Here is a 12,066-nt window from a genome sequence, read left to right as displayed (position 1 = left end):
TAGGAATTGAAGATCGAGTTTTCACAATCGATTCTTTTCTTGAAATGGTTGTATCTGAGTATCCGGAATTGATTGATTACAAAGTATTGGCAGTTAAACAAGAGTACTTTGGAAATATTGATCTCACGGATCCATTTTTTGATTCACTGAAAGAAGATTATCCGGGGTTTGAACGTTGGTTTAATAAAAAAGCGGAAGAAAAAGCCTATATAACATACAACAAAGGACGTATTTTATCATTCTTGTATTTGAAAACTGAAGGAAGTGATGAAAATTATTCAGATATCGATCCTATGTTTTCTAAGAAGAAACGTTTGAAGGTTGGAACATTTAAAGTTGTAAGTAATGGTGTGCGATTGGGAGAGCGTTTTCTCAAAATAATTTTTGACAATGCTATTTTGAACCAGGTTGAAGAAATATATGTTACAATCTTCGGCAGGACCGAGGAACAACAAAGGCTTATTGGACTAATGGAAGATTGGGGCTTTGTAAAATATGGAGTGAAAGGTCATAACAGAGAATTAGTCTATGTGCGTGATTTTTCGAAGAAGTTTGATCTTTCTAACCCTAAAAAAACCTTTCCATTTATTTCAACAATTACGGATGCTTTTTTAATCCCGATTTACCCTAAATACCATACAGAATTATTACCGGATTCTTTTTTAAGGACTGAATCTCCTGATAACTTTGAAGAAAACGAACCGCATAGGAATGCGATAAGTAAAGTTTATATTTCTCGTTCGATTAAAAGAAATATAAAAAAAGGTGATATTTTGATTTTTTACCGTACTGCTCCAAGAGATAAAAAAGCCTACTATCATAGTGTGATTACAACAATTGGTATTGTGGAAGATAAAATTGATGATATTCAAAGTGAAACGGAATTTGTATTAAAATCGAGAAAAAGAAGTATCTTCACCGATGATTATTTAAAGGAGTTCTGGAATTACGATCCTCGATATCGTCCATTCTTGATTCGTTTCTTGTCTGTATATTCATTCCCATTGGGAAATAGATTGAATAGAAAGTCTCTTCTTGAATTAGGTATTATTAGTGGCGAAGAAAATGAGTTGAGAGGCTTGAAAAAGATTACCAGGGAGCAATTTATTTTATTATTAAAATAAACAAAAACAAATGAGAGTATTGTTGTCAATTAAACCGGAGTACGCATTTAAAATATTTGAAGGTTCTAAAAAATATGAATTTCGAAAGTTTATTTTTAAACGTAAAGACATTGAGAAGGTTATTGTTTATGCGTCTTCTCCCGTGCAAAAAGTTATAGGTGAATTTGAAATAGCTGACATATTATACGAAGAGACAGAGTTACTGTGGCAAATGACTCAACAATATTCAGGTATAAGCAAGGAATTTTATGATCAGTATTTTGAAAATAGAGATCATGCGTTTGCCATTCAAGTTGGGAATGTAAAAGAATATGCGCATCCTAAACTTCTTTCCGATTTTAATATCGACTTTGCTCCTCAGTCATTTGCTTATCTATGATTATCCTGCCACATATTATAGAACGGATCATGGTTCCCGCCTTTTACCCGAAAGAGCGAAAAGATGCTTGCGGACAGGCAGTTGCTGTCAGAAACACTGATCCGTGATTTTTTCAGGAAAATTCATTCACACTAGGCGAGAATCGGAAATTCTTTATAGAATCGAAGCAGGGATATAGTTTCTGTCCGTAGTTTCGAGCGAACGAATTTCTTCATATCCTCATCCATCCATTCGCCTAAGCCATTCAACATTCCCCGGTCACTCTTGCTTTCGAGATGCCCGATACATTTCTGTATGTAGTCAGCCAGTGGCATTTCCATACGAGTTTCAACAATATCTTTGTTTATCGGTGTTCGTTTTTGCATGAAAAACCAACTGTCAAAGATATCGCGATTCGTCACTTCTCCACGGTCAAGCATAGCGCAGAGTTTATGGGCAAACATTTCAGAAGCGACTGTAAAGACCTGTCGAAAGACGAATTTATTGAAATGACAAACGAAGTAATCCCGTTTTTGGGACGTTCAGGGTTACGGATGGAAGTGAAGGACAAAGAGAACCCAAAACTAACGGCCTTTCGGCGTAATATCCATTTTCCTGAATTGTTGTTAGTTGATTTGCCCTTTGCTTAAACTCGATGAGCATAATAGGTTTGCCGTCTTTCAATGTTGCGTAGTCTATCTTTCCCCCTTTTTTGTGCCGATATCACAGGTGAACTCGGGCATTACTCCCATTGGATTGAACACGTCATATCCAGGTGCATTCAATAACGGTATTACAAAAGCATTTTCGTTTAACTGACGATTAGAATATGACCAATCTTGATGATACATTTTAAATGTTTATCTTTGTGCATTTCAATGCAGTAAAAGGGTATTTGTTAAAAATTAATAGCATGATATGGTTTTGGGCAATAGTAGGGATGGTAGTTTTATTAGTGGTTGGAGTTCCGTTCTGGGTAAGTATACTCATCACGTCAATTGTCTGGATTATCTCGGTTATTGCACAAACATCGACCAAGAAAGGAAATGCGTCACGCGTGTCACGCGAAAGCAACTGGCTTGAAAGGGATGATAAAAGAGATGATTCTGTGATCGATATTTCTGGAGAATCTATCAGGATTCCTCCTTCAACCGATCAAGACAGTGAGATATTTAATTGTGATTATGTGCCCTATTGGTCAAAGGAATATATCTACTCTACCCGTTCTTTAGAATATGCCAGCGCGAGGGTCAAAGCGTTCTACAAGAGGTTCAAAAACAGTTTTATATCAGGGGAGTATCTTAGTCTGGACGAAAATGAAAATTATGCGTTTACCTTGATGTTTGATTTCCTGGATGAATATGACAACCAACCGGATCTTACGCGACTCACTACACAGATGCAGGCACTTATAGAGCATTACCCGGTAACGAAACCTTATGCAGAGCTAAAACTGATACAAAGGGCAAAGAAATCGGGACAATGGAAGAAAGTTTGCACGAATGGAGAGACGAGCATCGAGGATATCATGGAGCAGTTCCCTCATTCAAGAGAATGGAGCTTTTCAGATAGATATTCAGAAAAATTGAGACTTTCTAAGTCAGAGCAGATTCTCTTTGATTATTTTGAATCGAAATGGGATTCTATGTGCTCGGGTTTCGAGTTTATGAAGATCAGACAGGTGGAATTATTTCGCGAGGTGATGAAAGATGTGAAGGAACAATTAATATACAATACAGCCATTTCATTTAATTTCAAAAGTCAAAATGGCGCGTATGATCATAGCCAATCGGTGTTTACCTATCACGACCTGACGATAGAAGAAAAGGTAAGAATGGTGAAGAATTGTATCTTCAGGCTTTGTCGCAATAAACTTTATGAAAGGTATGAACTAAACAGGAGTGTTGACATTTTCACGTACGAGCATAACGAACGAAGTAAAAAGGAGATAACCGGGTTATTGGAACTGGTGGGACCACTTATTGATCCCCTTGCGAAGAAGCTACCCGAGTTTACCGATGAGGAAGAAACGGAAGTTAACACTGTTTACAGAACTCGCTGGAGAATTGTCCACGAGGAGGTTAAAGCTGCTTTCAATCAAAACATGGATGTGCAATATTATTTACAAAACATCCACAGGCTCACGAAAATAAACAAAGAAAATCCGGGTGTACAGCATTTACTTTTTGATGCCGCAAAATTGCTTGCCGGGATCAACAATGTTGCGGCTTTGAAAGTCTATTTGCAGTATATTGATGTATATCACCACTTTTTCAATGACGAAGAGAAGCCTTTGCCTAAATGTACCTGTAAAAAACTGTTCAGGAAGGAGGGGCTTCAGAGCCTGTTTGAAGATATCGTTAACCAGTATAAAAAAGATAAGGACCGGGAAAAAGCGTATGAGGCTATCCATGATTTGTACCTGCCGGTACGCAGAAAAATCAACTTGGATAAGAAGGAGATTGAGAAGATAACGAGACTCCATTCGGAAACGGTGCAATTGCTAAATGAAGTGATGGATGAGGAAGAGGATGAAGAGGAGGTAGTAGAGAAAATGCCGGTAGTAAACAATTTGCAATCGGCGCATCATTTATTGGACGGGCATCAGTTAGAATTATTGGGTCTTTTTAAACAGAGTGACTACTGCATGACAAAAACAGAAGTAGAGGATTTTGCCAAATCGAAGGGATTCATGGCAAACGGGTTGATTGAAAAAATCAACGATCTGTGCTATGAAACGCTGGATGATGTCCTGATTGAAGACGACGAGGATTGCTTTGTTGTTTCGGATGACTACTTAAAAACAATAATATATGGGAATCAAAGTTAAACCTAAGGAAGCTACTGAAATTATCAACTCTTTAATAGGCGGAATTGTGCCGAGATCGGGGGTTCAACATATTGCTGTTGGACGAGACGATGAGATTGCTGCTGTAATGGATGCGCTTGAGGATGTGAAAAACGGGCATAACGTGATGAAGTTTTGGATCGGGGATTTCGGTTCCGGAAAATCGTTCATGTTTCACCTTATTAAATCGGTTGCCTTAAAAAAGAAATTCGTGGTGGCGGGAGCTGATTTCACCCCCGATAACCGTTTGTACTCGTACGACGGCAAAGCGGTGGCTCTCTATTCAGCCATAATCGATAATATTTCTATTAACACGAAGCCCGATGGCGGTGCGCTTCCCTCGTTGCTCGAAAAATGGATTGAGCAGGTGATGGAATTCACGGCGAAAGAGTCTGATGTCTCGCTGACTGAAATCCGAAACGAACAATATTTGCCGTTGATACAACAGAATATTTTCAAAACAATCAACGAGATAACAGAAGTTGGCGGATATGATTTTGGAGTGATCGTGATGAAATATTACGAGGGGTATATACAGGGGGACGATTATTTGCGACGTAATGCGCTGCGCTGGTTGAAGGGAGAATACCGAACAAAAACCGAAGCCCGCCAGGATCTGGGAGTGAGGGAGATCATTAACGACCAGAATTATTATGATATGCTGAAGAATTTCACAAAGTTATTCGTCTCCATGGGATACAGTGGTTTTATGATTAACCTGGATGAAGCAGTAAATCTTTACAAGATTTCGAACTCGCTGACAAGGGAAAAAAATTACGAGAAACTGCTTGCGATCTATAACGATTGCTACCAGGGAAAAGTTTCCAACATGTTCTTCAATATTGCCGGAACAAGGGAGTTTCTAGAGAACGAACGAAGAGGGTTGTATTGCTACAACGCATTGAAAACAAGGCTAGAGCCCAATAAGTATGCGGTGGATGGAATGAAAGACCTTGCACAGCCGGTTATCAAGCTTACTCCTATCAATCATAATGAAATATTCGTGCTGCTGAAAAACCTCAAGGGTATTTTCGATTTCAACTATAAAACAAATATCGACCTAAGCGAAAGGGATATCCGGTTTTTCATGGAGGAGATGTATAATAAGCCTGGCGCGTCGGAGTTTTTACTTCCAAGAGAGGTGATACGTGGTTTTCTGAATATATTAAGCACGCTTCGGCAAAATCCAGGGGTTACTTTTAAAAAACTTGTGGGCGGCATTGAGATAAAAGATGAACGGCCGGCAGATGATGTGCTTGACATTATAGAGGTTTTGTAATGGCAGCGGATGCTTTTTCTTTACTATCGGAGCCAATCAGGCGTTATATTCATGAAAAACGGTGGACGAAGCTTCGGCCCATCCAACATAGCGCGATACGATATATTCTGGGGGATAACGATAATTATATTCTGGCGGCCAGAACGGCTTCTGGAAAAACGGAGGCAGCTTTTTTACCTATTCTTTCTTCCGTTGATTTTTCATCCGAGGGAATTCAAGTCCTGTATATCTCTCCCCTGATCGCTTTGATCAACGATCAGTTTGCACGGGTGGAAGATCTATGCAAGTATATGGATGTGCCGGTCACTAAATGGCACGGAGAAGCCAATCGAGCTGCCAAGGACCGAATACTGAAAGAGCCGCGGGGTATCGTGCTTATTACACCGGAATCCCTGGAAGCGATGTTCGTTACAAAACCGTATAACGTGACGTATCTTTTTTCGAACCTCAAATTTGTGGTAATCGATGAGATTCACTCTTTCATTGGAACGGACAGAGGTATTCAATTAAAGTCAATTCTCTACAGGCTCCAGGAAAAGAATGGCACGCCGTTCCGGATTATTGGATTATCCGCAACCATAGGAGATTATGACGAAGCGAAAAAGATCACGGGCAATGAAGCAAGGACAAAAGTGCTGCTCGATAGGAGTAAAAAGCCCTTGCACACCGAATTTCGTTATTTTGACGGGAAAGATGAGACAGAATTGCCACCAGATCTTATCAAAGATATCTATCGGCACGTGCATGCCAATAAAACCCTTATATTTCCTAACAGCCGGGGACGTGTTGAAGAGGTTGCGGTAAAATTGAAAAAGATTTCAGAACGAGTGGGGGGGCACGGGAACTTCTTTGCTCATCACTCTTCGATAGATAAGGGAATCAGGGAATATGTGGAGTTTTTCGCCAAAAATAGCCAGCGAGAGAATTTCTCAATTTCTTGCACTTCTACCCTGGAGCTTGGTATAGATATTGGGTCGGTGGATGAGATTATTCAGGTGGATGCTACTCACAGCGTTTCTTCGCTTATTCAACGAGCCGGACGAAGTGGACGAAAAAATGAAGAAGAGAGCAACTTAACGCTCTACGCGACTTCTCCTTGGTCGATGCTCCAGGCGCTTGCCTGTTGGAGCTTGTATGAAAAGGATTGCATCGAGTCGCCGGATATTGTTGAACGGCCATACGATATCCTTGCTCATCAGGCCCTTTCCATTATTAAAGGGCATAACGGGATAGATTATCGGGTTCTAATCGAAAAATTATCCTCAAACTTTGCCTTCAGGAATATACAGCGATCTGAAATTGCCGAAATAATAGATTATTTTATTGGAATCGATTTTATTGAAAAGATTGGCCATGAATTGATTGTTGGGATCGAGGGAGAGAGGATTGTCAATAACAGGGAGTTTTTTAGCACGTTTGAGCGGGAAATTAATTTTAATGTCGTCCATAACTCCAAAGTGATCGGCAACCTGCCCTTTACGCCCCAGGTGCAATCGGATAATAATATACTTTTGGCCGCCAAAATATGGAAAATAGTGGAAGTGGATACAGAAGCGGGGAAAATTTTTGTTGTCCCTGCTCTGGACGGGAAAAAGCCCACTTTTATCGGCAGCGGGGTGAACGTGCATCCACTCATTCATGGGGAAATGTTTAGGATCCTTTTTTCCGATGAGGAGTTTTCGGTGCTGGACGAGAAATCCAACCAAGCCTTGAAAGAGTTGCGTAAAGATTTCAGGCCCATGAGTATTCAGAATCCAACCACCGAGCGACCGCTACTATGTATGAATAATCGCTCGATAATTCATCTGTTCGCGGGAACAAAAGTAACAGAGACCTTGAGGTACTTGATGTCTAAACGTAATATTTCTGCTTTGATCACGAATAACGGATGCTCTATGGAGTTATCAGACATGGATGAATCTAATTCTCTTGCTATCTGGCACTCCTTGTTGCTGTTAAAGGATGATTTAGATTCCCTTTTGTACAGTAGTTTAGAAGAGACACCTCATCTTATTCATATTCCGAAATGGGGAAAGCACCTTCCTGAAAAATATAAAGTGGCCTTGATCAAACAAAAGACTTTCGATTTTGAAGGGACATTCCAATTTATTGCCAATACAAAATTAGTAACTACTAAGGTACTCCGGTCATAGACAGAGAGTCCTGACTATTAGTCAATAACTATGCTATACTCGAAACTACGCTTGCGCAAGGGTTGCAATAACCCGAAGGACCTCAAAGGGGTTCTGTCCGTTCCCCGTCGCCATTTGGATGACGGAGGCAACGGTGGCATAGTTCCCAGCTCCTTCCTCGGAGCGGAAGCACCCGCTGACTTTCAATAGGGTCTTAACAAGGGCTCCGTTGGCCTTCGTCTTCGCCTGCACCATTAGCCACTCTGGCAGTTCTTTGAAGTTAGGATCTTCGGAAAGTCCGGGTTCCCGAAGTACCTGCCTGTGCCGCCGGGAGAGCTTTGCCCGGTCTGCTTCGACACTCTTTCCAAGTCCTGTAGTAAAGTCCTTTTTCATCCATCCACAAAGAGGGAAAAAATTATGGATCTGCGCAAATTTATCGATTTGTGCATCAGCGCATTAAAGGCTGCCCTGGGCATTTTGGAGAGACCCGTGCCCCTTCTTTCGGAGGGCCATTTCTGAAATTTCTAAAGGCCGACAATGCCTTCCAAATAGCCATCAATAAGCTGATATATAACAATTTCAATATAGGGATAGCAGCATGAGGAAAAATTCAAAAAAAGTTACAACAGGATGTCAACAACCCTGCGAAATTCTTTATCATTGGTCAGGAAAAGGGTACCTGAGTAGTTAAGATTTTTCTCATATTCTGACATTTTTTGTGGTGAAAAATCATCGAATATATAAAGAATCAGGTACTTTTGTCAAAAACTACCCACGTATGCAGGTTTAGTTCAACAACTGTTAGACGTAATTGAATTTGAGGATTGAGGATTGAGGAAAAACTGTTATCTTTAATACTATCAAATGATACTATCATAAATGCATGACGCCTCCATACAAAATAACACCTGATATTTTGAAGCGAACCACTTCTGTTTCCGAAAAAACAGTAGAAGTGAATGCTAAATATTTGGACAAGCAAAGTCCTCAATCAAGGAAACAGAATAGGATAAAAACAATCCATTCGTCGTTGCAAATTGAAGGAAATACTTTGGCTGAAGAGCAAATAACAGCAATTATTGAAAATAAGCGAGTAGGTGGTCCGCGAAAAGATATTCTCGAAGTAAAAAATGCGATAGAAGTTTACGATAATCTTTCGAAGTACAAATCGAATTCGGAAAAAAAGTTTTCTTTCCGCACACGAAAAATTACTGTTCGGTTTAATCGATAATGCCGGCAGTTATCGAAAGCAACTATAAAGTGTAATATATTCGTTACGTATCATACACGAGACCGTTTAACGGCAACATTAATAAGAACACCGCAAACAGTCAGGTTTTTCAAGCAGTCAAACTTTAAAAAAACGTCATTTATTCCTTGATTTTTACTTACAGATTTGCAATTTATAAACATAACCTTATGAAGATGAGACAAATTATTTTACTAACATTATTAATTCTTGCAAATATGAGTTTTTCGCAAACAGTGAACACAGACATTTCCGAGACAATTATTGCTTTGGAGAAAAGAGCGCTAGAAAAGTGGAATCAGGGTGACCCAAGCGGATATCTTGACCTTTCAGCTGAAGACGCAACTTATTTTGACCCTTCTTTAGAACGGCGGCTAAACGGACTCGATAGCCTTAAAAAATATTACGAGCCAATAAAAGGGCAAATAAATGTATCGAAATACGAAATGCTTAATCCGAAAGTCACTGCCGTTAATAATATGGCCGTTTTGACTTTTACCCTACATTCTTACAAAGCTTACAACATTTCCAAATGGAGCTGTACCGAAGTGTATAGACTTGAGCCAAATGGACAATGGAAGATTGTTCACACACATTGGTCCTCATTTATGAAACAATAATATGCAAGACACGAAAAACAAAAAGAGACCGCCCATTTATCCTTACTTGCATCGTACCCGGATTTAAAGTTCAACATGGACGATAAGGGATGTGCAATTGATAATATCTTCATCGAGAGATTCCGGAAGAACATCAAATATGAGAAGATCTATCTTGAATCGTTGTAATTTGCAAATTTACTGATTGCTTGTTAATTGTAGTTCTGAATGGAGCTGGAACTGTATCGTTACACGATCATTTTCCGCTCAAATTCATTCAGCAAATAGGTTATTTTCATCGCTTTCGATTTTGTAAAACATTCGTATATGCAAAAATACAAAATAATCATAATAAAACATAACAACCTAACAAACAATACAATATAAATGCAAAATATTTCATACCGGTCTTTGTATACGAATGTTATAAATCGGGTGTTTACGAAAGTTGTATATTTATTGCGTAAACAACACGTTATGGGCAAGCTTAAAAACGACAATCAAGAAACGAAATGACATTAAAAGACTTAATAGAAAGAGGATATTTTCCAAAGGAATTACCGCCACCTTTTGACACGTCTGATTTATCGGCAGACATTGCAGCGACACTTGCAAGTTGGACAACTGTTTTTGAAAACAACACTCAAATAAATTCTGGGACTTTTGTATTAACTCAAACCCCAGGCGAAACACCCCAACAATTTAAAGATAGAAAAAAAGCACACAGAGCAGACTTTGTTTCAAAATACAATGCTTCAAAAGCAACTGTTTACTCGATTTCAAAAGGTAAATTATCTAGACGCTTTTTACAGATACCAAATCCGAAACACTTTTCAATATTATCAGAAAAGATAGTTTCTCGTTGGACAGATTACGAAGCAGTATTTAGACTTTCTGAGTATTCTCAAAGTTATCCAATACCTGAATCAGCAATAGACAAAAGGTCTGTTTCAACATTTAGCAAAAGTGTTGCTGAATTCAGAAATTCCCTGCTTAAAACATCAATTGATAAATTAATTGAAGTTAGAGTTGATATTTCTAAATTCTATCCAACAATTTATACTCATTCTATCGCTTGGGCATTATTAGGTAAGGACAAGGCAAAACACTATTTTAAAGAAAAAGATAATCTTGATGCATTAATTGCAAGCGGAGACACAGATGCTCAACTTTACAAATATGCTGAAAGTGTTGATATAGCATTAAGAGCTTGTCAAGAAAGACAATCAATAGGAATTCCAATTGGACCAGACACATCTCATATTATTGCTGAAGTAGTTGCTTGTCGCATTGACAATATTTTAAAAACTCGTTTAAGTTCATTAGACCTAAAGGCTTGCAGATATTATGATGATTTTTATTTGTATGTTTCATCTAAGGACGAAGCTGACAAAGTTTTAAAAGGTTTGCAATTAATATTATCTGAATTTCAATTAGAAATTAATGAAGCAAAAGTAAAAATACGTGAGTTCCCATTTGCATTTGAAGATGAATTTACCACAACTCTTCACACCTTTGACTTCAAAAAAACAAATCAGACAAATAGTATTAAACATTACTTCAGTTTAATTTGGGCATTTGCAGAACGTAATCCGAAGAAGACTGATTGGATTTTTAAATACTCTCTAAGAATTTTCGAGTTCTCAACTATTGTCATTCAGAAAAAAAGTTGGAAAGTATTTGAAGACCTGTTGGTGAAAACTGCTCTTATAGAACCTGCCATTCTTGATATTCTCACAAGAATATTCATCACTTACAAATCATACCTTGATGCAGACTCCAAAAAAAAATTAAAAAGACTTATAAATGTTACTATTAAAGAGCATTGTCCTGTTAGACATAACTTTGAAATGGCTTGGGCATTATGGATTGCAAAAACATTTGAGATAGAAATAGAAGAGCAATCTGCAAATAATATTATTGATACAAGAGACAGCATTTCAAACTTAATTCTGTTGGACTTAATCAAAAACACGACTTTAGTAAATGGACATCCAAGAGTAAGTGATATTGAAGCAGAATTAAAAGACGACATCTTAATGACTGAAAATTGGCTGTTAGCTTACGAAGGAGTAAAAAAAGGTTGGCTAACTCCGGCAGAAGCAAATCTGCTTGACAAGAACTTATTCTTCAAAATCTTAAAGGACAAAAATGTAGAATTCTACAAACAAACAAAACAGCTTAAAACATATAAACCTAAGGAGGAAAAACCAATTGAGACATACTCAGGCGGACAAGCAGTTCAACAGGAAGACCAACAATCAAAAGAAAATGAACAAGTAGAAAAAACTGATAACAATCAGACAGGCGAACCATTTGACATATTTATATCAGGATTTGAACTATGAAAAGCCAGCCCATAACACATGGTATAGTGCATGCGGGTTTCAAAGGTTTGCGAGCGTTTGCAGCTCGTAAAAAAGGTCGGTGTAAACTGATAGGAAATCGCCTCGTACTCCCGCACGACACCATACCAT

The 12,066-nt window shown here is 38.5% G+C and carries 12 protein-coding genes; 10 read left to right on the top strand and 2 right to left on the bottom strand.

All coding sequences use genetic code 11. The features are described 5' to 3' along the window. Nucleotides 1-44: 44 nt before the first annotated feature. Together KDN43_RS10585 and KDN43_RS10580 are read left to right on the top strand one after the other, a co-directional pair. Nucleotides 45-1,124, top strand: coding sequence for a hypothetical protein (locus tag KDN43_RS10585; RefSeq protein ID WP_238866038.1), 1,080 nt, complete (start codon nucleotides 45-47; stop codon nucleotides 1,122-1,124). A 10-nt stretch (nucleotides 1,125-1,134) separates the two neighbouring features. Beyond that, the gene (locus KDN43_RS10580; protein WP_238866035.1) at nucleotides 1,135-1,503 is read left to right on the top strand and encodes an ASCH domain-containing protein; all 369 of its coding nucleotides are present in this window, start codon (nucleotides 1,135-1,137) and stop codon (nucleotides 1,501-1,503) included. A 131-nt stretch (nucleotides 1,504-1,634) separates the two neighbouring features. On the opposite strand, the gene KDN43_RS10575 is transcribed toward KDN43_RS10580, so the two are convergent. After that, entirely contained in the window at nucleotides 1,635-1,922 is a 288-nt protein-coding gene (locus tag KDN43_RS10575; protein ID WP_238866034.1) for a hypothetical protein, read from the bottom strand. Between the two features lie 12 nt (nucleotides 1,923-1,934). Here KDN43_RS10575 and KDN43_RS10570 point away from each other — a divergent pair, with 12 nt between their 5' ends. Continuing rightward, nucleotides 1,935-2,132 (top strand): hypothetical protein, encoded by a 198-nt coding sequence (locus tag KDN43_RS10570; protein WP_238869534.1) that lies wholly within the window; start codon nucleotides 1,935-1,937, stop codon nucleotides 2,130-2,132. A gap of 45 nt (nucleotides 2,133-2,177) precedes the next feature. Here KDN43_RS10570 and KDN43_RS10565 read toward each other — a convergent pair whose 3' ends face one another. Next, nucleotides 2,178-2,333, bottom strand: coding sequence for a hypothetical protein (locus KDN43_RS10565; RefSeq protein WP_407681764.1), 156 nt, complete (start codon nucleotides 2,331-2,333; stop codon nucleotides 2,178-2,180). A gap of 62 nt (nucleotides 2,334-2,395) precedes the next feature. On the opposite strand from KDN43_RS10565, the gene KDN43_RS10560 reads away from it, so the two are divergent. The 7 genes from KDN43_RS10560 to KDN43_RS10530 all read left to right on the top strand — a co-directional run bounded on the left by KDN43_RS10560 (nucleotide 2,396) and on the right by KDN43_RS10530 (nucleotide 11,937). After that, the gene (locus tag KDN43_RS10560; RefSeq protein WP_238866032.1) at nucleotides 2,396-4,312 is read left to right on the top strand and encodes a tellurite resistance TerB C-terminal domain-containing protein; all 1,917 of its coding nucleotides are present in this window, start codon (nucleotides 2,396-2,398) and stop codon (nucleotides 4,310-4,312) included. Further along, nucleotides 4,296-5,609, top strand: coding sequence for an ATP-binding protein (locus tag KDN43_RS10555; RefSeq protein ID WP_238866031.1), 1,314 nt, complete (start codon nucleotides 4,296-4,298; stop codon nucleotides 5,607-5,609). Before KDN43_RS10560 ends, KDN43_RS10555 begins: the two co-directional genes overlap by 17 nt. Continuing rightward, the gene (locus tag KDN43_RS10550; protein ID WP_238866029.1) at nucleotides 5,609-7,762 is read left to right on the top strand and encodes a DEAD/DEAH box helicase; all 2,154 of its coding nucleotides are present in this window, start codon (nucleotides 5,609-5,611) and stop codon (nucleotides 7,760-7,762) included. Before KDN43_RS10555 ends, KDN43_RS10550 begins: the two co-directional genes overlap by 1 nt. Before the next feature lie 30 nt (nucleotides 7,763-7,792). Further along, nucleotides 7,793-7,951 carry a hypothetical protein gene (locus tag KDN43_RS10545; protein ID WP_238866027.1) on the top strand — a complete coding sequence of 53 codons (159 nt, stop codon included), beginning with the start codon at nucleotides 7,793-7,795 and terminating at the stop codon, nucleotides 7,949-7,951. Between the two features lie 673 nt (nucleotides 7,952-8,624). Beyond that, entirely contained in the window at nucleotides 8,625-8,972 is a 348-nt protein-coding gene (locus KDN43_RS10540; protein ID WP_238866024.1) for a Fic family protein, read from the top strand. Nucleotides 8,973-9,208: 236 nt separating this feature from the next. Then, nucleotides 9,209-9,610, top strand: a complete 402-nt coding sequence (locus tag KDN43_RS10535; RefSeq protein ID WP_238866022.1) for a YybH family protein — start codon at nucleotides 9,209-9,211, stop codon at nucleotides 9,608-9,610. A 491-nt stretch (nucleotides 9,611-10,101) separates the two neighbouring features. After that, the gene (locus KDN43_RS10530; RefSeq protein WP_238866020.1) at nucleotides 10,102-11,937 is read left to right on the top strand and encodes an RNA-directed DNA polymerase; all 1,836 of its coding nucleotides are present in this window, start codon (nucleotides 10,102-10,104) and stop codon (nucleotides 11,935-11,937) included. The last annotated feature ends 129 nt before the right edge of the window (nucleotides 11,938-12,066 follow it).

Origin of the sequence: Proteiniphilum propionicum, assembly GCF_022267555.1 — a bacterium.
GTDB classification, from domain to species: Bacteria; Bacteroidota; Bacteroidia; order Bacteroidales; family Dysgonomonadaceae; genus Proteiniphilum; species Proteiniphilum propionicum.
Note: the sequence above shows the minus strand (reverse complement) of the source record. Positions and strands in the feature narration are given on the sequence as shown.

What these genes read in the sequence shown, in the direction of transcription:
- KDN43_RS10540 (WP_238866024.1), top strand. Translation starts at nt 8,625, where the DNA reads ATGACGCCTCCATACAAAATAACACCTGATATTTTGAAGCGAACCACT.
- KDN43_RS10535 (WP_238866022.1), top strand. Translation starts at nt 9,209, where the DNA reads ATGAGTTTTTCGCAAACAGTGAACACAGACATTTCCGAGACAATTATT.
- KDN43_RS10550 (WP_238866029.1), top strand. Translation starts at nt 5,609, where the DNA reads ATGGCAGCGGATGCTTTTTCTTTACTATCGGAGCCAATCAGGCGTTAT.
- KDN43_RS10585 (WP_238866038.1), top strand. Translation starts at nt 45, where the DNA reads ATGGTTGTATCTGAGTATCCGGAATTGATTGATTACAAAGTATTGGCA.
- KDN43_RS10565 (WP_407681764.1), bottom strand. Translation starts at nt 2,333, where the DNA reads ATGTATCATCAAGATTGGTCATATTCTAATCGTCAGTTAAACGAAAAT.
- KDN43_RS10545 (WP_238866027.1), top strand. Translation starts at nt 7,793, where the DNA reads ATGCTATACTCGAAACTACGCTTGCGCAAGGGTTGCAATAACCCGAAG.
- KDN43_RS10580 (WP_238866035.1), top strand. Translation starts at nt 1,135, where the DNA reads ATGAGAGTATTGTTGTCAATTAAACCGGAGTACGCATTTAAAATATTT.
- KDN43_RS10555 (WP_238866031.1), top strand. Translation starts at nt 4,296, where the DNA reads ATGGGAATCAAAGTTAAACCTAAGGAAGCTACTGAAATTATCAACTCT.
- KDN43_RS10575 (WP_238866034.1), bottom strand. Translation starts at nt 1,922, where the DNA reads ATGCTTGACCGTGGAGAAGTGACGAATCGCGATATCTTTGACAGTTGG.
- KDN43_RS10560 (WP_238866032.1), top strand. Translation starts at nt 2,396, where the DNA reads ATGATATGGTTTTGGGCAATAGTAGGGATGGTAGTTTTATTAGTGGTT.
- KDN43_RS10530 (WP_238866020.1), top strand. Translation starts at nt 10,102, where the DNA reads ATGACATTAAAAGACTTAATAGAAAGAGGATATTTTCCAAAGGAATTA.
- KDN43_RS10570 (WP_238869534.1), top strand. Translation starts at nt 1,935, where the DNA reads ATGGGCAAACATTTCAGAAGCGACTGTAAAGACCTGTCGAAAGACGAA.